Below are 23,336 nucleotides of genomic sequence, written 5' to 3'. Positions count from 1 at the left end.
AAATAAGGAGGAAACAAAATGCCTTCTACTTTTCACGGACTTGAAACGGCAAAGCGTGCAATGTTCACTCAGCAAAGCGCACTTTATACTACAGGGCATAACGTTGCCAATGCGAATACACCTGGCTACACTAGGCAGCGCGTAGAGTTTACGCAAACCGAACCATATCCATCTGCAGCCATGAACCGGCCCGACTATCCGGGCCAGCTTGGAACTGGGGTTAAAGCAGGGGCTATTCAGCGGATTCGGGAAGCTTTTTTGGATGTGCAATACCGAGGAGAAAACTCAAAAGTCGGATATTGGGAAACCAAGGCAGACACCCTTCAAAAGATGGAAGAGATTTTGAACGAACCATCGGAGTCTGGATTGTCCCATACGATTGATCAATTTTGGCAGTCGCTGCAGGATTTAGCGGTAAACCCGACTAATGCTGGGGCACGTTCCGTCGTGCGTCAGCGGGGAATTGCCCTTGCGGAGACGTTTAATTATCTATCAGATTCTTTAAATGGAATTAAAACAGATTTAAAAAATGAGATTAAAATTGCGAAAGATAAGGTCAATTCCTTACTTGACCAAATTGCGCAAGTCAACGCACAAATTGCAGATGTTGAGCCGCATGGATATTTGCCGAATGATTTATATGACAAACGTGATTTATTAATAGATGAGCTTTCGTCTATGGTTAAGATTAACGTGGATTATGTTGAATCTGGCGGTGATCCAGCTCCGGGTGCAATGGGACAAGCTGTTATAAAACTAGCAAATGATGCCGGCGGGGATATGGCAGTTTTAGTTGGACCAGCCGGCTTCAATGAGATTGATATTACATTCGGTGGCCCGAATGGTTCGGTGGATTTCGTAAAAGTAGGAGGCAAGCAGATTGCATTTACGGATTTTGATTCTCAAGGGCAGCTGAAGGGGTTAATTGAGGGGTTTGGATACAAGGTTACTGAAGTTTTAGCCGATGGTACTACGGTTGATAAAGTAGCCGGTACTTACCCAGATATGTTAGCAGAGCTTGATAACTTAGCCTACACATTTGCAACTGAGTTTAATAAAGTTCATGCTGCTGGAATGAGTCCGAATGAAATTGCTGCAGGAGTTAATAGTGATATTAACTTTTTTGCGGATAATCTAAGTGCTAATGGATCTATAACATCTCGGGAGGGTTTTGCCTCTAGAATTGGGATTTCTCAAGATATAAAGGATAGCTTAGATAACATAGCAAATGCGGTTCAGACAAACCCTGGTGCGCCAGATGGACAAGCAGAAGCAGATCTTGGTGATATGACAAACGTGTTAAACCTTGCAGATGTATTTAATCTAGATTTTGATTATGGCTTAAATAATGAGAAAGCCAGTCTGCGCAGTTACTATGAATCAGTAATCGGTGACATGGCGGTTGAATCGCAGGAAGCAATTCGTTTATCGCAAAACAGTGGAGTATTGAGATCAGCTGTTGAGGAAAGACGCATGTCAGCAAGCTCTGTTTCCTTGGATGAAGAAATGACAAACATGATCAAGTTCCAGCACGCATATAACGCGGCGGCAAGAATGATTTCATTAACGGATGAAATGCTCGATAAAATCATAAACGGTATGGGTACAGGCGGAAGGTAGGCGGATAGAAGATGAGAGTTACACAAAGTATGCTCGCGAATAATTCACTCCGGCATTTAAGTGAAAGCTATGCTCGTTTAGGTAAATATCAGGATCAGCTATCTACTGGTAAAAAAATTACCCGCCCTTCTGATGATCCTGTTGTTGCGATGAAAAGTATGAACTACCGTTCAAATCTTGGTGAAATCGAACAGTATCAGCGAAACCTTTCCGAGGTTTATCTTTGGATGGATAACTCTGAAGCGGCGATTGATCAAACGAATAGTGCGTTGCAACGGATTCGTGAGCTTGTAATTCAAGGGAAAAATGGGACTTTGAGTGAAGATGATAAGCAGGCTGTTGCAAAAGAGATTGAACAAATGAAGCAGGATATTATGTCTGTGGCTAATACAAAAGTTTCAGGGCGTTATATTTTTAACGGAACCGATGTAGATCAGGCGCCTGTATCAATTAACACTACACCTCCTGTTGATCCTACAACTGATCCGGCTGTAGGAGCCATAGTGGTTAGAATTAATACGGAACCATATCAGGTGGAAATTTCTCGCGGCATCCGTTTAACAGCTAACGTAAACGCCGAGAATATTTTTAGTCAAGAATTATTTGATACAATTCAATCGATTGAGGATACTTTAAAAGGGACTGGAACCGATGACCTGGATCAGTTATTAAATGATTTAGATGGACATTTGGACAAACTAAATGCTGAGCGTTCGGAGTTGGGAGCTCGATACAATCGTATAGAAATGATTGAGACTCGCTTAAAACAACAAGAGGTCATGGCTAATCAGATATTGTCTGATAACGAAGACGTTGATATGGAGCGCGTAATTACAGATTTGATGGTGCAGGAAAGTATTCATCGGGCAGCGCTCGGGGCAAGCTCAAGAATTATTCAACCGACATTGTTAGACTTTTTGCGATAAAAGCTATTCTCAACTGAATAGCTTTTTTTCTTAAAAGGTATGGAGGGTAGAAACAATGCAGCTTCCGCAAATTCGAATAGAAAGTCAACTGGCCATACTTGGGATTCGAACAAAAAACGCTACTCAAGAAATTAAACAGCCTCATGCCGATGTTCAAATCAGGCAACCTAAAGCAGAACTTAGTATTGAAACGAAAAATGGACAATTAACAATTGATCAAACTAAAGCCTGGGAAGATATGAAACTATATTCTCCGCTTAGGTCGATTGAAGTTTTTGCCCAGGAAGGAAAACAAGCATGGCTAGAGGGAATTGCCCGTCGTGCTCAAGAAGGAAACCAGTTAATGAAAATAGAAAACGGTGGGGATGCTATTGCGGATATTGCCTATCAAAAGGTAAAACCAGAAACATTAAATTATAACATTGGCTGGATACCGTCTCATTTTAGTGTGAGAATCCATTATGAGCCAGGGAATGTTGAGATTCATGCTCAACCGAGAGAACCAGAAATCAATGTCATACCACAAAAACCGATTATTTCTTATACTCCTGGAGATGTTTCATACCAGTTAGTACAGCAGCCTGACTTGAAAATTGAATTTGTAAACTTAATGCCTACTAGAATAGGATTTGAAACCACCATATAAAGGATGAGAATAAATGAAGTTAGTAACCAGATATCATGGTGAACGAGAAATAGACCCTCCCGAAGTGATTCAGTTTCCAAGGGGTATCCCTGGATTTGAAGATGAAACAGAATTTGTTTTATTGCCGCTAACAGATGACCAAGTGTTTTTTATCCTCCAATCAGTTCAAACTTCTGATCTAGCTTTTGTAGTAACCGACCCGTTTTTGTTCTATCAGGATTATGACTTCCAACTGGATGAAGCAACAGTAAAATCATTAGAACTGGGGTCCCCTTCTGAGGTACGCGTCCTGACTATATTAACTGTAAAGGATCCGTTTAAAGAAACAACAGTCAATCTCCAAGCACCAGTAGTAATAAATGTTCCTAAAAAGATTGCAAAACAAGTGGTTTTAAATGTTGATACCTATCACACCAAGCACCGGCTATACAGAGACAATCCGGTTGGAACTAAGAGGTGATTATATGCTAGTACTGACTAGAAAGAACGGAGAAGCAATCCAAATTGGTGAAGACATTGAAATCACAATCTTATCGGTGAAAAATGATCAAGTTAAATTAGGTATCAACGCCCCAAAGGATATTGAGATTGTTCGTAAGGAAATATTAGAAATGATAGAGGAAGAAAATAAGCAGGCTAAACTCGTTTTAGGGGATTTATTGAAAATATTAGAACAGAAAGATAAGTAGGGGAACTCCTTTCGACAACAAAGGAGTTCTTTTGTTTAATTGGAAAAATTTTTTTAAATAACTATAAAACTAAGTCGAATCAAGTCGATATACAAAGTGTAAGAGGTTAGGATAGGGCGGCCGACCTAGAACAATCTCTAAAATAAGATTGACGGATCACAAGGACGTGATTCGCTCTATTTCAAGGAGGAAATGAATAATGAGAATTAATCACAACATTGCAGCGTTAAACACGTATCGTCAACTCGGCGCTGGACAAAGTGCTGCAGCAAAAAACATGGAAAAATTATCTTCAGGTCTTCGTATTAACCGTGCTGGGGACGACGCAGCAGGATTAGCGATTTCTGAAAAAATGCGTGGACAAATTCGAGGCTTGGAGATGGCATCCAAAAACTCTCAAGATGCAATTTCTATGATACAAACTGCTGAAGGAGCATTGAATGAGACTCATAGTATACTTCAACGTATGCGTGAATTAGCTGTGCAGGCTTCAAACGATACGAATACAGCTACAGACCGTCAAGAGCTTCAGAAAGAAATTGATCAATTAACTGAAGAGATTGATAGAATTGCAAATACAACTGAATTTAACACAAAAACACTTTTGAATGGTGACTTTGGAACAAAAGCTGTTTCTGGCACCCCAGCTAACGTGGAAGTTAAATCCGCATTAGCATCTACAATTAACGAAGGTTCATATTCAGTAGTAGTAACAAATGCAGCTGTTCAAGGATCTGAAACTGGAGATGCAGATATAAATACAGCAGCAGTAACAATTACAGAAGGTACTAACGATACATTAGTATTAAATGGTGTTACAATTAAATTTGAAGCTGGAAACTATACATCTAGTCAAATTATTAACAAAATAAACGAATATAAAGATCAAACAGGTTTAGAAGCATCATTAGCAACGAATAGCTTAAAATTAACAAATACTTCTTTCGGAACTCAAACTAACACAATTGCTGGTAATGCTCAAGGAACGTTACTTGGAACGGTAACAAGTGTTGCAGGAGAAGATGCTGCTATTACTGTAGATGGTGTAGCAGTTGGAGTTAGCGTAGATGAAAATGATGGAAGAGTTCTTACTGTTACAGATGGTGCATTAAAGGGAATTGTATTAAATGCTAAGGGAGCTGATTCAAGTACAGCTACTCTCACTGTAAATAAAGATGAGCTTACAATGCAAATTGGTGCAAACGAAGGACAATCCTTACAGATTACAATGGAAGATATGAGAGCAGCTTCACTTGGTGTTGATGCTATTGATGTAACAACAGCTGATAAGGCAACAGATGCTATTACAACTATTAATAATGCTCTTGAATCGGTATCTAGTGAGCGTTCTAAACTTGGTGCATACCAAAACCGCCTAGAACACACAATCAACAATCTTGGAACTTCTGCTGAAAACTTAACTGCTGCTGAATCTCGTATCCGTGATGTAGATATGGCGAAAGAAATGATGGAGTTCACAAAGAACAACATCCTCTCTCAAGCAGCACAAGCAATGTTGGCTCAAGCGAATAGCGTCCCTCAAGGAGTTTTACAACTTCTTCAATAATATTCGCAGGGCGTCTTATCTGGTAACGGGTAAGAGCATAACTGGGTGAATTGCTGGAACCTCCTAAAGCTACTTACACCACAACAGTGCTGGAAACGGCAAATGTGATGGTTTAAGAAGTGAGTAGATGGAACAATGGACAATCAGCAGCCAAGCTCCTGTCTCGAAAGAGTGGAGAAGGTCCAACGACTAGGATAGACCACCTAACGCTACTAGCTATGGTGATGAAATCCGTAGGACATGAACATGTTCGAAGTGCCCAGCCCCTTTGTAAAAAGGGTGAAGATATAGTCTATTCTGTGACCGAAAGGCATAGTCGCAAAGCAAGCGAACCAACAACCACAAGGTGTTCTTCAATTACTTCAATAATTTTAGACACTTTTCCAAAGGTCCTAGTATTTCTAGGGCCTTTTTTCACACCCAAATGAATTTGGAGGGAGAGTACTATGGACATCCCCTTATTATCAATGTCTCTTAGTCAATCAAATTTACACAGTCAGGTTGATCTATCTTTAATGAAAAAGGTCATGAATATTTCTGAAACTAATGCGAATGGACTCATGAAAATGCTGGAAAGTTCCAGTGTATCTGCGCAATCCGTCCACCCTTTTTTAGGACAAAAAATTGATTTTCAAGTTTGAAGAAAATAAAAGGACCCGACACCAATAGTCAGGTCCATTTTTTATCATGTGAAACTATTTATCTCAACTATTCACCCTCGGCAGCACAACATCCACCATACTCCCCAATCCCACTTTACTCCGAATTGCCATCTTGCCTCTATGCCTATCCACAATCTTTTGACTAATCGCTAACCCCAATCCAATTCCTTTTTCCTTCGTCGTATAGAAAGGAGTACCCAGTTTTTCAAGCTGCTCTTTTGGAATGCCTTTGCCATTATCTATAATCCGAATTCGGACCAAGTTTTCTCGTTCTTCTACCTTGACTCGAATCTGACCGGTTTTCTCAAAAGATTCCATTGCATTGACCAGTAAATTAATCAGCACTTGTCTTAAATGGTCTTCGATTCCATTTGTAATGATTTCATCCCTGCTAAAGGACTGGCTTAAGGTCACATTATACAAATTAGCTTGTGAGTCTAAAAGAGTCATGGTATTTTTAACAATCTGATTGATGTTAACCTGTTTCATAGAACCAGTTTGCGGTTTAGCAAGGAACATGAATTCATTAACGATTGTATCAATTCTGGATAATTCTTTAAAAATGATATCCCAATAAAAATAATCATTGTATTTTAGTGGGTCTTGTTTCATTAGTTGTAAAAAACCCTTGATAGAGGTGAGCGGGTTTCGAATTTCATGTCCAACACCAGCAGCGAGCTGCCCGACTGCAGAGAGCTTATCCAATTTTCGGATTAGGGCTTCACTTTCTTTACGTTCCGTTATTTCTCGTCCTACTACCATGTAATCGGTACGATCCCCTTGCTTGGTTAAAATTTTGCCGATCACCTCTAGCCAAACAAAATGTCCATGTTTATGCTGATAGCGAAATTCTACTCTTTGCGGTTCACCTGTATTAATCAATTGTTCGAAGCGGGATATCATATATGCTTCGTCATCAGGATGGATCATATCCAACGCGCTTTTTCCAATATAAAAATCTGGCTTATACCCCATTACAATTTCATAAGAAGGAGACGTATATTGTATAATTCCGTTTTGATCAAAGATCGCGATCAACTCGGACATATTTTCTGTAATCAGTTTATATTGCTGCTCTTTATTGTACAGCTCCGTTTCTTGCATTTTTTCGACTGATACATCACGCAAGACTGTGACCATCCATTTTTGTTGTTCGTGACAAATAAGAGTCGTATGGAATTCAAAATGTGTCACCTTACCGTTAAAACACTTCACATCATACCTGATAATCGGAAGGGTTTCACCGCATCCAAGCTTCTTCAATCGCTTTTCCCCAGTTTTGTTTTGGTCTCCGTAAAGAAGATCCAAAATAGATTTTCCTATGAGGTGCTCTTTATTAGGTGCATGCAAAAGCCTGATCCCAACCTGATTCACATAACGGATGATACCGTTTTCATGAATAAAGATTCCAGCTGGGATAAAGTCCATAAACTGATGGATTCCTTGTTCAGTGAAGGAATAAGAAAGTGAATCTATAACTACATTGAAAATCGAACTATTCATTTGTTCTGAATTATGAGTCTTGAACGAAGGGTTACCCACTATATCACCTAATATTCATTTTTTCAATATACTTTCTCATAAATAATTTTACAGCTTTGTTACAAGAAAAAGAAGGGTATTTTCGATATTTTTAGACATAAATCGATAATTTTTTACAAATTCCGTAATGCGCTTATCTGAAAAAAGAGTCTAGAGTTACTTTAAAATTACGAGATTTAGACGATATAAAACGTAAAGAATGATATTAGGGAAGGGATTTTGTGTGACTAAGTCAATTTCTGTCGGACAATCAGCATCATTGACGGAGTGGAAGCTTCAAAATCAGATTCAACAGCACGATTCCACCTTGCCCGAAACACAAAAAGCAGTATCTCAAGAAGGTAAGCAAGAGGCTTCCCAGCCTAATAAAGAAAAAGTTGAACAAGTAGTGAATGATTTAAATAAATTTTTAATTCCTGCAAAGACATCTGTAAAATTTGAGTTTCACGAGAAGCTAGAAGAGTACTATGTAACGATAGTTGATCAGGATACAAAAGAAGTTATTAAAGAAATACCGCCTAAAAAACTATTAGATATCTATGCAGCGATGTCTGAATATCTTGGTTTTATCGTCGATGAGAAAATTTAGAGTTATAACAGGACTTTAATTAGAGGTGAAGCAAATGAACATGCGGATTGGCGGACTTGCAAGCGGGATGGATATAGACCAGCTTGTAAAAGATCTAATGAAGGCAGAACGGATGCCGCTAGATAAATTAACCCAACGCAAAACATATTTAGAATGGCAGCGAGATGACTATCGCGCAATGAATAAGCTTTTACAGGAATTAGATGATTTGATTTTCAATGGGATTGGCAGACAAGCGAGCTTTATTCAAAAAACAGTAAGTTCATCGAATCCTGATGCAGTCTCGATTCGAAACATTAATTCAGTTACTGATTTTTCCGGATCCCTGCAAGTTCATCAGATTGCCAAAGCCGCTTCTATGTATAGTAAGCAAGCGGTTAATATAGACCCAAACAAACCTTTAAGCAATTACGTTACGGGAACGCAGAAAATCAGAATTCAAGCGATTGATGAAAATGGGAAGCTAGAGGACACCGCAGAAGAATGGTATGAGCTTGAATTTAATCCATCTGACTATACGTTAAATTCATTATTAAAGAAAATAAACAATGAATCTGGTGTCAATACATTTTTTGACCCTGTCACACAGCGTGTGTCGATTACAGCTAAAAATACAGGAAATATTGAAAATCCTAACGTTTCTTATGAACCGTCTGAAATCGTATTAACGGACCTGACAGGGAATTTTTTACAAGGGACATTAGCGTTGGATTGGAAAAATGCAATTGCAGCTGATAATGGTGTAGGAACACATGGAGTGAATGCATCCTTTACTTACAATGGCCTTACAACTACACGCTCAACCAATACGTTCCAAATCAATGGTTTCGAGCTGACGCTTAAGAAGCCAACGGCTGCAGGGGAAGAGATTACCTTTTCTTCGGCACCAGATGTAGATAAAATTGTCGATACGATTGTCAAATTTGTAGATAAGTATAATGAAGTGATTGAGAAAATTCATGCTGAGACAAACGAAAAGAAGTTTCGCGATTATCCGCCTCTAACTGATGAACAGAAGGAAGCGATGGAGGAAAAGGAGATCGAGCTTTGGGAGGAAAGAGCAAGAAGCGGGACTCTCTACCGTGATAGTATTTTAGAAGGCGGTCTTACCCAAATGCGTGAGGCTCTTTCCAATCCTGTTAGCGGGTTGTTGAGTTTTGATCAATTATCTGAAATTGGAATTACGACCACTTCTAATTATCTGGACAATGGGAAACTGACGATTGATGAGGACAAGCTCCGAGAAGCTATTTCTAAAGATCCAAATGCTGTTTATCAGCTGTTTAATAAAGATGGCTCTAGCAGTTCGACCCAGGGAATTGCCGACCGCCTCCGTGATTCCATTAAAAATACAATTCAGAGTATTGAAGAGAAGGCTGGTAAAGCTACAAGTACTAATAAAATGTTTTCAATCGGAAAAACCTTAGATGATTTAGACGATCGAATTTCCGATTTTGAACGGCGTCTGATTGAAATTGAAGACCGCTATTGGCGCCAATTTTCCGCGATGGAGCAGGCGATTCAACGGACAAACCAACAAACGATGTTCTTAATGAACCAATTTGGCGGTGGTTCTTACTAGAATTTATAAAGAATAGACTGGAGGAGATATGTCATGGCTATGAAAAATCCATACAAGGCATACCAAGATAACTCTGTGAATACAGCAACACCTGGTGAGCTTACGCTGATGCTTTATAACGGCTGTATTAAGTTTATTCGGCTTGCCAGACTGGGGCTTGACGAAAAAAATATAGAGCAGAAAAACACGAATATCCAAAAGGCGCAACGAATCATCCAGGAGCTGATGGTGACATTGAATCCTGACTTCGAAATTTCTCAGCAAATGCTGCCATTATACGATTATATGAATCGCCGTCTGATTGAGGCGAATGTGAAAAATGACAGGGCTATTTTAGATGAGGTCGAAGGGTTCGTCACCGAGTTTCGTGATACATGGAAACAGGTGATTCAATTAAACCGAAAACAGCCAGTGAATGGGGCCGATACCAGTGTCAGTCGTTAAAGAATACTATGAAGAGACAACGAAACTGCTTGCTTTTTTAAAAAAAGCAAGCGCCTCTCAGGAGCGGGATCAGCGGATTGAATATATTCAGATTGCACTGGATAAAAGACAGAAGCTGATTGAGCAAATGAAGCCTCCTTATTCCGAGGAGGAAGAAAAAATCGGCAAACAATGTATTGATTTCGAAAAAGAGATTCAGGGGCTGCTCCAATCTGAAAAGGTTTTAATTCAAAAAGATATTGTTTCTTTTTCGAAGCGAAAACAGACGCGGGAAAGGTACGTGAATCCCTATAAATCTCTAAATTATGATGGAATGTTTTATGATAAACGAAAATAGGTGATAGTTTGAAATGGCCGCGTGAAGAGGATCTTCCTATCATTAGAGAATATGCAGCACTACTGCAAACGCTGGACACGGCGTTTCAATATTTGGTGGAAAGCTTCAATGACTCCAAGAAACTGAATGGCGACCGAATTCTGGGAGATATCTTTGCTGCGTTTCAACAAATTCTAACGACTCACGGGATTCTTGAACAGACATTGGAAGATGACCTGGAATTAATGCAGGCTCTGGAAAAGTTTGGGGTAGTACTTGAACATTCTCTTAAATTTAATGGAAAACTGAATGACTACAACTTTAAGGAAGTGTTTGTCCAAGAAACATTTGCTCCAGCATTCATTGAGTGGTCTGCAAGGATGCAAAAGATATTGAAGCGGTATATTGCACATTGAAACAAGGGGACGGTTCTTGCGTTTCAGAAGTACGATGAAACGCAAGAACCGTCCCGCTGTTTCACCCCTCTATTCACCACAATTTCCCTCTATACCCAAATTTCCATGCATGTTGAATGGCTCTCAATTCATATAGTAGTGATAACCGGAAGATATGACAGTTCTATGACATTTGATTTCTACCCGTTTAGGCAGGAAATGGGACGGGTAGTATAGAAGTAGTTGTATAGTAGTACATAATTGGATGAAGGGGGCATTAGCACATGAACTATATTGTTCGTGGTGAAAACATTGAAGTAACAGCTGCATTACGGGATTACGTAGAGAAGAAAATTAGCAAGCTGGAAAAGTACTTTACTGAATCTCCAAATGCCGATGTCCATGGAAATTTGAAGGTGTTACCTGATAAGACGGCTAAAGTGGAAGTAACGATTCCAATGCCGCAGCTTTTACTTCGGGCCGAAGAAGTGAATCCAGATATGTATGCAGCTATTGATTTGATTGTTGATAAGCTTGAAAGGCAAATTCGCAAGCACAAAACGAAAGTAAACCGTAAAGTCCGGGAAAAAGGAAGTACGAAGGAATTATTTGCTGTATTCGATGAAAGTGCCTCAGCAGTCGCAACTGAATCAGAAACAGACAATGATTTAGAAATTGTCCGTACAAAACGTTTTGATCTAAAACCAATGGATAGTGAAGAAGCCATTTTACAAATGAATATGCTAGGACATAACTTTTATGTATATACCGATGCTGAAACGAATTTAACTAATGTTGTTTATAAACGTAAAGACGGGAAATACGGTTTGATTGAAACTGTGTAACTTCTAATACTAAGACCTGCAGCTGAGCGTCTGCAGGTCTTTAACTTTTAATAATGGTAATATTTTGATGTTTTCGAAGATCGACATCTATTGGGATAGGTAAGGCTTTCCCATTTTTATCTTCGATGATTCTGACTAATGGGCGGAGCGGATAGTCAGGAAAGCCTTGGACTACGATTGCAGCTAACCCGTTATTGAGCTGGACTCTTGAGCCTGGCGGGTAAATCGCGATACAGCGCAAAAAGGCTTTGATAATCTTAACATCAAACAATGAACCGCCTGCAGCATATAAATATTCGACTGCTTCGTGAGCGGTATAAGGTTCTCTATGGTGGCGCTTCGTTGTTAAGGCGTCAAACACATCCGCAACTGCCACGATGCGGGGATAAAGGTGAATCGATTTGCCGGGGAGCTGCTTGGGGTAGCCGCCACCATCTAACCGTTCATGGTGGTACAGAGCACAAAGCGCTGACATTTCGGAAATATTGCGCTCCCTAACCAACAGATTAAACCCATTCTCAGCATGGCGCTGGACCATTTTGCGCTCAACTTGGCTCAGCCGTCCTTTTTTTGTTAAAATCTGCCGCGGCAGACGGGTCATGCCAATATCGAATAGCATCGCCCCCACCATTAGTTCAATCAATTCATCTTTAGATAGTCCCAGCTCAACCCCGATTACACCAGATAGGATTCCAACGTTTAAAGAATGCTGGAACATCGATTGGTCATATTGGTGGAGATCATGAAAGCTATGGAGAATCTGTGGTTTAGGCGCTATGTAATGTAAGAGGGTTCTTGCGATATTTTCAAATTCTCTGCCTAAATCAATCGAATTAAATTTCGAGTTAATCTCCTCTTGTGACAAATAGGCAAAAAGGACACGATAGATTTGCTGATGCAGCTCTCTTCTTTCACGGTGCTCGATAATTGGGTTGTAAAATACATCGTTCGTTACTCCATCCTCAATATATAATTCGTAAATATTACGTTTTTCAATTAAGGCTAGGAGCGGGGAAGATAGCTTCGTACCTCTATTTAATAGCAGGAGAAAATCTTCTGTATATAAATCAACGGCGAGCACATCGCCTTCCTTTACAAACCTGACAGGTACTTTTTTCATAGGAAATAATTCCCCTTTTTCCTAAAACTTGTCCTACCTTTAAATGTATCAGAATTTACGAAATTTAGAACAAAAAAATAATACAAACGAACTATGAATCAACGTATAATAATAGAAAACCATGGAAATTTGGACAAGCGGGTGAATTGAATGAAGCTAGATGACACGGATTTAAAAATATTAGAGCTGTTAACTGAGAACGGAAGATTGTCTTATGTCGATATTGGGAAGGAACTTGGGCTATCGAGGGTTTCAATACGGGACCGGGTGCAGCAGCTGATGAGAAACGGAGTCATTGAAAAGTTTAGTGTAGTTCTGAATTCTGAAAAAGTAGGGAAAAAGGTTTCTGCTTTCTTTGAGGTAGATTGTGAACCGGGTTCACTTGTTGAGGTTGCTCAAACCTTAGCGGATAATCCAAATGTAGCCAGCTGCTATCAGATGACAGGTCCAAGCACCCTACATATGCACGTCTTAGTCGAAGATTTTACAAGTTTAGAGAAGTTTATCAACAATGAATTATATAGCTTAAAAGGAATCACACGAGTGGAAAGTCATATTCTGCTGCGGAGATTTAAGAGCCGTTCCGGACTAAAATTATAATGAAACAGAGGCAGAGGGACGGTTCTTGTGTTTCACTATTCTGATCGAAACACAAGAACCGTCCCTCCGTTTCACTGAGTTTATGCATTTTTCTTGATTCGGAAAGATAAAATCCCTGCTATTAATAAGAAAATAAATGCGATGGTAAAGAATAAGCCGTTCGCAAAAAATCCATAAACCGCAATGATGATTAAGCCGATTCCTGCAATGGTTTTCCACTTCCATGATAAGAATCCTAAAATGATCGCTAGTGCAGACAGCCAAAAGACTGCAGCCCCATCGTTAGCCATTTCTTCTTCTCCAAATACAGCCCCTCCAGCCGTTACAAGGAATCCGCTGACAATCCCTGCAAGACCGCCGAGAATGGCTAATATGGCAACCCATGTTTTCATATGGTAAATCCTCCTGTAGTTACTACTATGAATTGTTCCCCATCATTCTTGTGTCTAAGCAAATGAGAAGGATAGATCTAAGTAAAGTCACTAAATGCGCATTTAGTTAAAAACACAACGTTTTTTATATTAGTATTCGATTATTTTGAAGTCAAACTTAATTTTTTCCGCTTGGGGAAAAATTTTACTTGCTGGTTGGGAGTTTCAATAAAAGCCAATTTTGCAACAGAGGGACGGTTCTTGTGTTTCAATTGTCAGATTGAAACACAAGAACCGTCCCTCTGTTTCACTTCGACAAATTCTGTAAATCTTGTAGATATTTTTTAAAATTTTCGCTAAAATTGGATTACAAGCTAAGAAATTTCATTTGTAAAGTCATTTTTATTAATTACTAACATTTGATAGTAATAGATTGGTTTTTTAAATCATTTAGAAGGAAGTGTTTATATGTTTACCGATTTTCTTAATCATCCCTATCCATCTCAGCGGATGACGACTTTTGCACGCAATGGAATGGTAGCGACCTCACAGCCACTGGCTTCTCAGGCAGGACTTGAAATACTGCAAAAAGGCGGGAATGCGATTGATGCTGCAATTGCAACGGCTGCAGCGTTAACGGTTGTCGAACCGACTTCAAATGGAATCGGGAGTGATGCGTTTGCACTTGTTTGGGTAAAGGGCCAACTTCACGGGTTAAATTCAAGCGGAAGAGCACCTAAAAGCATTTCAATTGAAGCTCTTAAAGAGAAGGGGCATGAGAAAATGCCAACGTTTGGGTGGACACCGGTTACCGTTCCAGGTGCACCTGGAGCATGGGCAGCACTATCGAAGAAGTTTGGAAAGCTCCCGTTAACAGAGGTTCTGAAGCCAGCGATTCGTTTAGCGGATGAAGGCTATCCATTGAGTCCAATTCTTGGAAAGTATTGGAGCATTGCTTATAACCGCTTTAAACAGGAATTTAAAACAGAAGAGTTTCAGCCATGGTTTGACACGTTTGCACCGAATGGCCGTGCACCAAAAATCGGAGAAGTCTGGCGCTCTGAAGGTCATGCGCGCACGCTTCAGTCGATTGCTGAGACTAATGCAGAAAGCTTTTACCGTGGCGAGTTAGCTGAAAAAATAGCTGCTTTTTCGGAAAAGCATGGCGGCTACTTAACAAAGGAAGATTTGGCCGCATTTGAAGCAGAATGGGTCGATCCGATTTCTGTTAATTACCGGGGCTATGATGTTTGGGAAATCCCGCCAAATGGCCAAGGAATTGTCGCATTGATGGCACTCAATATTGCAAAAGGCTTTGAAATGAAGCATCGTGAAGATGTTGAATCTGTGCACCATCAATTGGAAGCGATAAAACTAGCTTTTACGGATGGAAAAGCATTTATTACAGACCCTAAGGATATGAGGATTACAGCTGAAGAACTGCTTTCTGAACGCTATGCAGCTGACCGGAGATCTTTAATTGGCGATACGGCCATAGAACCAGCTTCATACACTCCGCCAAAAGGCGGAACTGTCTATTTAGCCACTGCAGACGGCGAAGGAAACATGGTTTCTTACATTCAGAGTAACTATATGGGCTTTGGATCCGGAATTGTTGTACCGGGAACCGGAATTTCCCTGCAAAATCGAGGTCATGACTTTTCATTAGATCCTGAACATCCGAATGCATTAAAACCAGGTAAGAAAACGTATCATACGATTATCCCTGGCTTCCTCACAAAGGATAACGAAGCCGTTGGACCGTTCGGCGTTATGGGTGGCTATATGCAGCCTCAAGGCCATATGCAGGTCGTGATGAATACCGTCGACTTCGGTCTAAACCCGCAAGCTGCACTCGATGCCCCAAGATGGCAGTGGCTTGAAGGGAAAAAGTTTGTAGTGGAACCACACTTCCCGAACCATGTAGCGCAAGCTTTAGCCCGTAAAGGTCATCAGATTCAAGTAGCCCTTGATACAGGCGGCTTTGGTCGCGGTCAAATTATTTGGCGTGACCCGGAAACGGGTGTATTGATGGGTGGTACTGAATCTAGAACGGATGGGGCAATTGCCGCTTGGTAGGATCGTCCATGTAAAAATGAGGAGAGTTGACAGCATGACACTTTGGAATATTTTTGTTGCCTTCTTCCGCGTCGGAATTTTAGGGTTTGGAGGGGGACCATCCTCGATTCCTCTTTTTCATAAAGAAGTAGTGGGCAAGTATAAATGGATGAATGATGATGAATTTTCGGATATTTTGGCATTGGGTAATGCGCTGCCGGGCCCGATTGCCACGAAAATGGCCGGCTATATCGGGTACAGAGTGAGCGGCATTCCGGGATTAATCGTATCGCTTATAGCGACCATTTTGCCTACAGTAGTGGCGATGATTTTATTATTAACGGTTTTGAATGCCTACAAGGATGAACCGTGGGTGCATGGGATGTCGCAGGCCGTTGTTCCGGTCGTGATGGTGATGCTCGGTGTGCTTACCTGGGATTTTTATAAAAAATCAGATCAATCCCTAGGGTGGAAAACTGCTGTATTGATGGTAGCAGGGTCGGCTATATTGATTCAGTTTTTAGGATTACATCCTGCGATTATCATCTTTGGAATCCTTCTTTTTGCAATAGTGAAAAAAGATCCTGTTCCCGAGCAAGAAGAGCAGGTTAAGAAGGAGAGTATAGGATGATATTTTGGGAACTCTTCTTAGCGTTTTTTATTCCGGGGATTTTGGGTTATGGCGGCGGACCAGCTTCGATTCCCTTGGTTGAGAATGAAGTGGTGGACCGTTATGGTTGGTATACGGTTCAACAGTTTAGTGAAATTGTTGCGCTTGGAAATTCTCTGCCAGGTCCGATTGCGACAAAAATGGCCGGATATATCGGTTATGATATCGGCGGAATCTTAGGAGCAATTGTGGCTTTATTTGCCTCAGTAGCCCCGTCACTAATCCTAATGATAGGCTTGCTCGCGATTTTATTAAAATATAAGGACTCGCCTAAGGTGAAAAGACTGAGTACCTATGTTCGTCCTGTTATCGCAGTCTTGCTTGGTGTGATGACGATTGATTTCTTCCTGACCTCTGAGAATGATCTTGGAATTTGGCAGACAATAGGAATTGGAGTCGCCGCTTATCTGCTGATGGAGCGGTTTAAGGTGCATCCAGCTTTCGTGATTGCGTTGGCACTTGTGTACGGGGGACTTTTTTTAGCATAGTTTTACTAAGGGGCGGAACTAGTTAACATGACATTCTCTATATTTGGATATGATCCAAAAGAAAAAGAATGGGGCGTTGCAGTACAGTCGAAATTTTGTAGGGGTAGGCGCTGTTGTTCCTTGGGCAAAGGCTGGAGTTTGAGCCATCGCAACTCAGGTCGTATGCCAATACGACATACGGGCCAAGAGGGTTGGCGATGCTGGAAAGAGGCATGTCAGCTGCGATGGTTATCCATAAACTGATTCAGGATGATCCGGACCATCATTTGAGACAAATCGGTGTAGTGGATGCACAAGGGAATGCTGCGAGCTACACAGGTAAAGTGTGCTATGATTGGGCTGGCGGTCAGTCTGGACTTCACTTTGCCGCGCAAGGGAATATTCTTGTTGATGAAAAGACTGTCGCAGCGATGTCGAAAACTTTTACAGAAACAAGAGGCACATTGGCTGAAAGACTGCTGGCTGCTTTGGAAAAAGGTCAGGAGGCTGGCGGGGATAAGCGCGGAATGCAATCTGCATCCCTTCTTGTCGTAAAAGATAAAGGGGGCTATGGCGGGTTTAATGACCGCTATATTGATTTGCGAGTAGAAGACCATAAAGAACCGATTGAAGAACTTAAACGGATTTACCGAATTCACCAGCTTTATTTTGCCAAGCCCTCCCCTGAAAAAATTGTACCTATTCAGGGAGATGTCCAAGCTACCTTAGTGGCTCAGCTCAACAGACTTCAGTATTTGAACAGTCAGTCTCCAACCGATGACGTGCTTCAGCTGGCCCTAACTAAATATATCCACTCCGAAAACTTCGAAATGCGAGAACAAGCAAACGGGCTTATCGATTTAGATGTATTGGATTATATGAAAAAACAATCTTGATAGGTTTTTTGACCTTTAGATGAAAATCGAAATTTTATATAAATGATGTAATTTTTAAACTCCGGTTTAGAACTGGGGTTTTTTCTATTTGTCTGACAATTTTTGAACGATACCAAAAAGTGGTAAATTTTACCTATTTTTCAAATGTTTAAACAAATGGAAAATTATTTTCGTTAAAATAAACACAACGAACAAAAACGGGAGGTGGGGGAACAGCAGGCGAAGTTAACCTGAAACATCGCAATGGGATGAATTTTTTTTCAAATGATTTTAGTAGGAAAATGGGTTAAAGCCAAAAGGAGGATATGAATGTATAAGTTTATTAGTTCTTTTGTTGCTGTTGTCATTGTGTTTTCGGTATTTTCTACAGTTACAAAAGCACAAAGCTTTAGTGACGTTCCGGAGGACCATCATTTTTACGAAGAAATTACCTATTTAGCTGAACAGAATATAATTAGCGGGTTTCAAGATAATACCTTCCGCCCCAATAAGGTTGTTTCAAGAGCCGAAGCAGCAGTTATGATTGGGAGAATACTTGGTCTTGACGGAACACCGACTGATACACCATATTGGGATGTAACTGAAGAGACATTTGGCAGCGGTTATATTAATGAAACAACGAAGGCAGGGGTTTTTCAAGGTTTATATGGTGGAATTTTTCGCCCTTGGTCTGCTTTGACGAGAGGAGATGCGTCTATTGTCATAGATCGGACCTTTACGTTAGAACTAGAGCAGGAAATACCATTCACGGATGTATCTCCTTTTAGCAGGGCCTACCCTTATATCAAAAAAACGTTCGCTCATGGAATTATGGTAGGTTATACAGACAATACTTTCAGACCATATAGTGGTGTAACCAGAGGAGAATTTGCTGCCATTCTGACAAGAGCTTTACCATACTTACAATAGCTTAGATAATCATTCTAAAGTTTGTGTCCTTGAACAGACAAGAAGAATGGGGCGGTACCAGTGGCGGAAACCGATACTTCAATAATCAAAAGATTTATACTAAAACCTCTTAAACTCCAGTTTTTCGACTGGAGCTTTTTATTTTTAGATGGGAGTTGTGCAACAAAGGGACGGTTCTTCTGTTTCAATAGGTATGGGTGAAACAGAAGAACCGTCCCCCTGTTTCTGCCCCTGTTTCTGATTACCCCTCTTAGTTGTCACGCTTTGGCCGAAGTGGTAATATGTTAAGGAGTGAAAAAGTAAGTTTTTAGGATGTTTGGAAGAAGTATACGACTATTTTTGAGCCTTTTGCTGATTAGTAGAGGCCTGCCATATACTTCCGATATATAGAGTAGGGTACAAATAGTAATTGCAATAATCTCGGGGATGCCGAGTTTTAACTAACTGGTTCTTACAGTGTTGGGAAAAGGAGCGGTATCATGGCTGGAATTTTAGATAAAATATTTGATCCGAATAAGCGTGAATTGAAGCGTCTTGAGAAGCTGGCTGATCAGATCGAAGCGTTGGCTTCTGATATGGAAAAGCTCTCTGATGAGCAGCTCCGCAGTAAAACAGATGAGTTCAAGGATCGCTATCAAAAAGGGGAAACACTCGATGATCTTCTTGTCGAAGCATTCGCTGTCGTACGGGAAGCTGCAAAGCGTGTGTTAGGGCTATATCCATTCCGCGTTCAGCTAATGGGTGGCGTGGCTCTGCACGAAGGGAATATCGCCGAAATGAAAACAGGGGAAGGAAAAACGTTAACATCGACTTTACCTGTTTATTTAAATGCTTTAACTGGAAAAGGCGTTCACGTCATTACAGTCAACGAATACTTGGCCAGCCGTGACGCGACCGAAATGGGTCAACTATTTGAAGCGTTAGGGCTTAAAGTTGGACTCAATTTAAATGGCTTATCAAGAGAAGAAAAGCAGGCTGCTTATAATGCAGATATCACATACGGAACCAACAACGAGTTTGGCTTCGATTATTTGCGTGATAACATGGTGCTTTATAGAGAACAAAAGGTTCAGCGTCCGCTGCACTTTGCTGTAATCGATGAGGTTGACTCAATTTTAATTGACGAAGCGAGAACTCCATTAATTATTTCCGGGTCTGCTCGTAAATCGACACAGCTTTACGTTCAAGCAAATGCATTCGTTCGCAGTTTGAAGCGTGATGAAGACTACACTTATGATGAAAAAACAAAAGGTGTTCAGCTGACGGAAACAGGAATGTCTAAAGCTGAGAAATTCTTCGGGATTGAAAACCTGTTTGATATTTCAAACGTAACAGTTAACCATCATATCAGCCAGGCTCTAAAGGCCCATGCATCGATGCACCGTGATGTCGATTACGTGGTGCAAGATGGGGAAGTAGTAATTGTCGACCAATTTACCGGCCGTTTGATGAAAGGTCGCCGTTACAGTGACGGACTTCACCAAGCCATCGAAGCAAAAGAGGGCTTGGAAATTCAAAATGAAAGCATGACCATGGCGACCATTACGTTCCAAAACTACTTCCGTATGTATCAAAAGCTTGCTGGTATGACAGGTACTGCGAAGACGGAAGAAGAGGAATTCCGTAACATTTATAACATGAATGTTATCGTTATTCCTACAAATAAACCAATCGCGCGTGAAGACCGTCCGGATTTAATTTATGCCACCATGGATGGTAAATTCCGTGCAGTTGTTGAGGATATCGCCGAGCGCCACAAGAAAGGACAACCTATACTTGTCGGTACCGTTGCGATTGAAACATCTGAATTAATTTCAAAAATGCTTGATAAAAAAGGGATTCGCCATAATGTATTGAATGCGAAAAACCACAGCAAAGAAGCAGAAATCATTGCCTCTGCCGGTCAGCAAGGTGCTGTTACGATTGCAACCAACATGGCAGGGCGTGGTACAGATATCAAGCTTGGCGAAGGTGTCAGAGAACTTGGCGGCCTCGCAGTTATTGGTACTGAGCGTCATGAAAGCCGCCGGATCGATAACCAGCTCCGCGGTCGTTCCGGACGTCAGGGGGACCCCGGTATTTCTCAATTCTATCTTTCAATGGAAGATGAATTGATGCGCCGTTTCGGTTCAGACAACATGAAAAATATGATGACGCGCCTGGGAATGGATGATTCGCAGCCGATTCAAAGTAAAATGGTATCCCGTGCTGTTGAATCTGCGCAAAAACGCGTAGAGGGTAATAACTTTGATGCCCGTAAACAGCTCCTGCAATATGATGATGTTCTCCGTCAGCAGCGGGAAATCATTTACAACCAGCGTGATGAAGTACTAGAATCAGAAAACCTAAGAGAAATCGTTGAGAAAATGATTCGGTCTGTCATTGAACGTAATGTTGAAGCCCATATGCCAAGAAATGAAGATGAGGAAGATTGGAACCTTCGCGGTCTAATCGACTTTGTCAACGCGAACCTTCTACGTGAAGGCGACATTACGCTTGAAGACATTCAAAATAAAGAGCACGAAGATATTGTGGATATGATCTACGCTAAAGTGCAGGAGCGCTACAACGAGAAGGAAAATGAACTCGGTTCTGAGCGGATGCGTGAGTTTGAAAAGGTTATTGTCCTCCGTTCTGTTGACTCTAAGTGGATCGATCATATCGATGCAATGGATCAGCTTCGTCAAGGTATACATTTACGTGCCTACGGACAAATCAATCCACTGCGTGAATACGAACAAGAAGGCTTTGCGATGTTCGAAACGATGGTTGAAAGCATCGAGGAAGATGTTGCGAAATATATCATGAAAGCTGAAATTCGTGAAAATCTTCAACGTCAGGAAGTTGCCAAAGGTCATGCTGTAGACCCAGGCAAGAGCGATGGCGATTCCAAGAAAAAACGCCAGCCAGTCCGCAAATCACTCGACGTTGGCCGCAATGACCCATGTCCATGCGGAAGCGGTAAAAAATTCAAGCACTGTCATGGGAAAGAAGCTTAACATAATTGGGGGTTCTACCCCTGTGTATAAGTACGTTTTAGGGGATGAGACCCCATCTTCAGGGAGTTGGTCATTGACCAGCTCTCTTTAACTGTTATATTACGAGAAATAAGCCAGCAAATTTTTTATAGAGGTGAAAGACATGGAACTTTTTGAGATTAAACAAGAATTAGATAAAACAGCTAAGAAATTAGCGGACTTCAGGGGGTCTCTTTGACTTAGAAAACAAAGAGGCACGAATGGCTGAGTTAGAAGATATTATGCTTCAGCCCGATTTTTGGAATGATCAGCAGAAAGCACAAGCGATCATTAGTGAATCCAATGCTTTAAAAGACCAAGTCAATGAGTTTAAGGATATGGCAGAGGTTCACGAAAATCTTGAGCTTACCTATGACTTAGTAAAAGAAGAAAAAGATGATGACCTTCAAGCTGAACTGGCATCTGAGTTAAAGGAGCTGATCGAAAGGGTAAACAAGTTTGAGCTCCAAATTCTCTTAAGCCAGCCTTACGATAAAAATAATGCTATTTTGGAGCTGCATCCAGGAGCGGGCGGAACCGAGTCTCAAGACTGGGGCTCCATGCTTCTGCGGATGTACACAAGATGGGCTGAGAAAAAAGGATATAAAGTTGAAACACTTGATTATTTGCCGGGTGATGAAGCCGGTATTAAAAGTGTTACTTTATTAATCAAGGGACACAATGCTTACGGCTATTTGAAAGCGGAAAAAGGAGTACACCGATTAGTCCGGATTTCTCCATTCGATGCTTCCGGCCGCCGTCACACCTCCTTTGTATCCTGTGAGGTTATGCCTGAATTTAACGAAGAAATCAACATTGAAGTCCGAAATGAAGACATTAAAATCGATACCTACCGTGCGAGCGGTGCAGGCGGACAGCATATCAATACGACTGACTCTGCCGTAAGGATCACCCACATTCCGACCGGTATTGTGGTAACCTGTCAAACCGAACGCTCACAAATAAAAAACCGTGAGCAGGCCATGAAAATGTTGAAGTCGAAACTCTATCAACGAAAAATTGAAGAGCAAGAAAAAGAGTTAGCCGAAATCCGCGGAGAGCAAAAAGAAATCGGCTGGGGAAGCCAAATCCGTTCTTACGTTTTCCACCCATATTCTTTGGTGAAAGATCACCGTACCAATACTGAATCCGGTAACGTTCAAGCTGTAATGGACGGAGATATTGATCAATTTATCGATGCTTATTTGAGATCGCAAATTCAATAGATTTTATGTGGAATTCTGCACCCTGACACTTTGTGTGTCGGGGTTTTTTTTAAAAAAGATAAGAAAGTATAAATTTTTGGGTCTACCACGGTCGTTTGGACTGTGGTATTTTCAATTTATGGAGAGGAATATTCTTAAACAAATCTTTTTTGATGAAAATCAACATTGGGAAGCATTCA

Annotated in this window: 23 protein-coding genes and 1 pseudogene; 21 read left to right on the top strand and 3 right to left on the bottom strand. The window is 40.9% G+C overall.

Annotated features, from left to right (window positions below; all coding sequences use genetic code 11):
* Window positions 1-18 precede the first annotated feature (18 nt).
* The 7 genes from flgK to MLE14_RS17820 all read left to right on the top strand — a co-directional run bounded on the left by flgK (window position 19) and on the right by MLE14_RS17820 (window position 6,089).
* Window positions 19-1,620: a flagellar hook-associated protein FlgK gene (gene flgK, locus MLE14_RS17850; protein ID WP_243299774.1), complete on the top strand. Its 1,602-nt coding sequence runs from the start codon at window positions 19-21 to the stop codon at window positions 1,618-1,620.
* Window positions 1,621-1,631: 11 nt separating this feature from the next.
* A complete protein-coding gene (gene flgL / locus MLE14_RS17845) occupies window positions 1,632-2,546 on the top strand; it encodes a flagellar hook-associated protein FlgL (protein ID WP_243299773.1) in 915 nt (304 codons plus the stop codon).
* Between the two features lie 55 nt (window positions 2,547-2,601).
* Window positions 2,602-3,192, top strand: coding sequence for a DUF6470 family protein (locus MLE14_RS17840; protein WP_243299772.1), 591 nt, complete (start codon window positions 2,602-2,604; stop codon window positions 3,190-3,192).
* A gap of 13 nt (window positions 3,193-3,205) precedes the next feature.
* The gene (fliW, locus tag MLE14_RS17835; RefSeq protein ID WP_243299771.1) at window positions 3,206-3,652 is read left to right on the top strand and encodes a flagellar assembly protein FliW; all 447 of its coding nucleotides are present in this window, start codon (window positions 3,206-3,208) and stop codon (window positions 3,650-3,652) included.
* A 4-nt stretch (window positions 3,653-3,656) separates the two neighbouring features.
* The gene (gene csrA, locus MLE14_RS17830; protein WP_243299770.1) at window positions 3,657-3,881 is read left to right on the top strand and encodes a carbon storage regulator CsrA; all 225 of its coding nucleotides are present in this window, start codon (window positions 3,657-3,659) and stop codon (window positions 3,879-3,881) included.
* A 199-nt stretch (window positions 3,882-4,080) separates the two neighbouring features.
* Window positions 4,081-5,448, top strand: a complete 1,368-nt coding sequence (locus MLE14_RS17825) for a flagellin N-terminal helical domain-containing protein (protein ID WP_243299769.1) — start codon at window positions 4,081-4,083, stop codon at window positions 5,446-5,448.
* A gap of 446 nt (window positions 5,449-5,894) precedes the next feature.
* Window positions 5,895-6,089 carry a YjfB family protein gene (locus tag MLE14_RS17820; protein ID WP_243299768.1) on the top strand — a complete coding sequence of 65 codons (195 nt, stop codon included), beginning with the start codon at window positions 5,895-5,897 and terminating at the stop codon, window positions 6,087-6,089.
* A 63-nt stretch (window positions 6,090-6,152) separates the two neighbouring features.
* Here the strand turns inward: MLE14_RS17820 and MLE14_RS17815 are convergent, their stop codons facing one another.
* Entirely contained in the window at window positions 6,153-7,652 is a 1,500-nt protein-coding gene (locus MLE14_RS17815; protein ID WP_243299766.1) for a PAS domain S-box protein, read from the bottom strand.
* A gap of 223 nt (window positions 7,653-7,875) precedes the next feature.
* Here MLE14_RS17815 and flaG point away from each other — a divergent pair, with 223 nt between their 5' ends.
* The 6 genes from flaG (at window position 7,876) to hpf (ending at window position 11,823) form a co-directional block, all read left to right on the top strand.
* Window positions 7,876-8,241, top strand: a complete 366-nt coding sequence (gene flaG / locus MLE14_RS17810; protein ID WP_243299765.1) for a flagellar protein FlaG — start codon at window positions 7,876-7,878, stop codon at window positions 8,239-8,241.
* A 34-nt stretch (window positions 8,242-8,275) separates the two neighbouring features.
* The gene (locus MLE14_RS17805) at window positions 8,276-9,823 is read left to right on the top strand and encodes a flagellar hook-associated protein 2 (protein ID WP_313897781.1); all 1,548 of its coding nucleotides are present in this window, start codon (window positions 8,276-8,278) and stop codon (window positions 9,821-9,823) included.
* Window positions 9,824-9,856: 33 nt separating this feature from the next.
* Entirely contained in the window at window positions 9,857-10,267 is a 411-nt protein-coding gene (fliS, locus tag MLE14_RS17800) for a flagellar export chaperone FliS (RefSeq protein ID WP_243299764.1), read from the top strand.
* A complete protein-coding gene (locus MLE14_RS17795; RefSeq protein ID WP_243299763.1) occupies window positions 10,254-10,604 on the top strand; it encodes a flagellar protein FliT in 351 nt (116 codons plus the stop codon). The genes fliS and MLE14_RS17795 overlap by 14 nt, the downstream gene beginning before the upstream one ends.
* Before the next feature lie 8 nt (window positions 10,605-10,612).
* On the top strand, window positions 10,613-10,999 hold the full coding sequence (locus MLE14_RS17790) for a hypothetical protein (RefSeq protein ID WP_243299762.1): 387 nt from the start codon (window positions 10,613-10,615) through the stop codon (window positions 10,997-10,999).
* A gap of 263 nt (window positions 11,000-11,262) precedes the next feature.
* Entirely contained in the window at window positions 11,263-11,823 is a 561-nt protein-coding gene (hpf, locus tag MLE14_RS17785) for a ribosome hibernation-promoting factor, HPF/YfiA family (protein ID WP_243299761.1), read from the top strand.
* A gap of 40 nt (window positions 11,824-11,863) precedes the next feature.
* On the opposite strand, the gene MLE14_RS17780 is transcribed toward hpf, so the two are convergent.
* Window positions 11,864-12,943 carry an HD-GYP domain-containing protein gene (locus MLE14_RS17780; RefSeq protein WP_243299760.1) on the bottom strand — a complete coding sequence of 360 codons (1,080 nt, stop codon included), beginning with the start codon at window positions 12,941-12,943 and terminating at the stop codon, window positions 11,864-11,866.
* A gap of 150 nt (window positions 12,944-13,093) precedes the next feature.
* On the opposite strand from MLE14_RS17780, the gene MLE14_RS17775 reads away from it, so the two are divergent.
* A complete protein-coding gene (locus MLE14_RS17775; protein ID WP_243299759.1) occupies window positions 13,094-13,543 on the top strand; it encodes an Lrp/AsnC family transcriptional regulator in 450 nt (149 codons plus the stop codon).
* Window positions 13,544-13,623: 80 nt separating this feature from the next.
* Here the strand turns inward: MLE14_RS17775 and MLE14_RS17770 are convergent, their stop codons facing one another.
* Window positions 13,624-13,935 carry a hypothetical protein gene (locus MLE14_RS17770; RefSeq protein ID WP_243299758.1) on the bottom strand — a complete coding sequence of 104 codons (312 nt, stop codon included), beginning with the start codon at window positions 13,933-13,935 and terminating at the stop codon, window positions 13,624-13,626.
* Between the two features lie 447 nt (window positions 13,936-14,382).
* Between MLE14_RS17770 and MLE14_RS17765 the strand changes: the two genes are divergently transcribed.
* The 7 genes and pseudogenes from MLE14_RS17765 to prfB all read left to right on the top strand — a co-directional run bounded on the left by MLE14_RS17765 (window position 14,383) and on the right by prfB (window position 23,157).
* A complete protein-coding gene (locus MLE14_RS17765; protein WP_243299757.1) occupies window positions 14,383-15,993 on the top strand; it encodes a gamma-glutamyltransferase family protein in 1,611 nt (536 codons plus the stop codon).
* A 34-nt stretch (window positions 15,994-16,027) separates the two neighbouring features.
* On the top strand, window positions 16,028-16,603 hold the full coding sequence (locus MLE14_RS17760) for a chromate transporter (protein ID WP_243299755.1): 576 nt from the start codon (window positions 16,028-16,030) through the stop codon (window positions 16,601-16,603).
* On the top strand, window positions 16,600-17,130 hold the full coding sequence (locus tag MLE14_RS17755) for a chromate transporter (RefSeq protein ID WP_243299754.1): 531 nt from the start codon (window positions 16,600-16,602) through the stop codon (window positions 17,128-17,130). Before MLE14_RS17760 ends, MLE14_RS17755 begins: the two co-directional genes overlap by 4 nt.
* A 27-nt stretch (window positions 17,131-17,157) precedes the next feature.
* Window positions 17,158-18,005, top strand: a pseudogene (locus MLE14_RS17750) (DUF1028 domain-containing protein).
* A gap of 309 nt (window positions 18,006-18,314) precedes the next feature.
* Entirely contained in the window at window positions 18,315-18,914 is a 600-nt protein-coding gene (locus tag MLE14_RS17745) for an S-layer homology domain-containing protein (RefSeq protein WP_243299753.1), read from the top strand.
* A gap of 479 nt (window positions 18,915-19,393) precedes the next feature.
* Complete coding sequence (gene secA, locus MLE14_RS17740) at window positions 19,394-21,913, top strand: preprotein translocase subunit SecA (RefSeq protein WP_243299752.1); 2,520 nt, start codon at window positions 19,394-19,396, stop codon at window positions 21,911-21,913.
* A 142-nt stretch (window positions 21,914-22,055) separates the two neighbouring features.
* A protein-coding gene (gene prfB / locus MLE14_RS17735; RefSeq protein ID WP_243299751.1) for a peptide chain release factor 2 occupies window positions 22,056-23,157 on the top strand; the annotation gives its coding sequence in 2 pieces (ribosomal slippage) (window positions 22,056-22,127 and window positions 22,129-23,157; 1,101 coding nt in all).
* Window positions 23,158-23,336: the final 179 nt, after the last annotated feature.

This window comes from Bacillus litorisediminis (assembly GCF_022808645.1).
Classification (GTDB): Bacteria; Bacillota; Bacilli; order Bacillales; family JC228; genus Bacillus_BF; species Bacillus_BF litorisediminis.
Note: the sequence above shows the minus strand (reverse complement) of the source record. Positions and strands in the feature narration are given on the sequence as shown.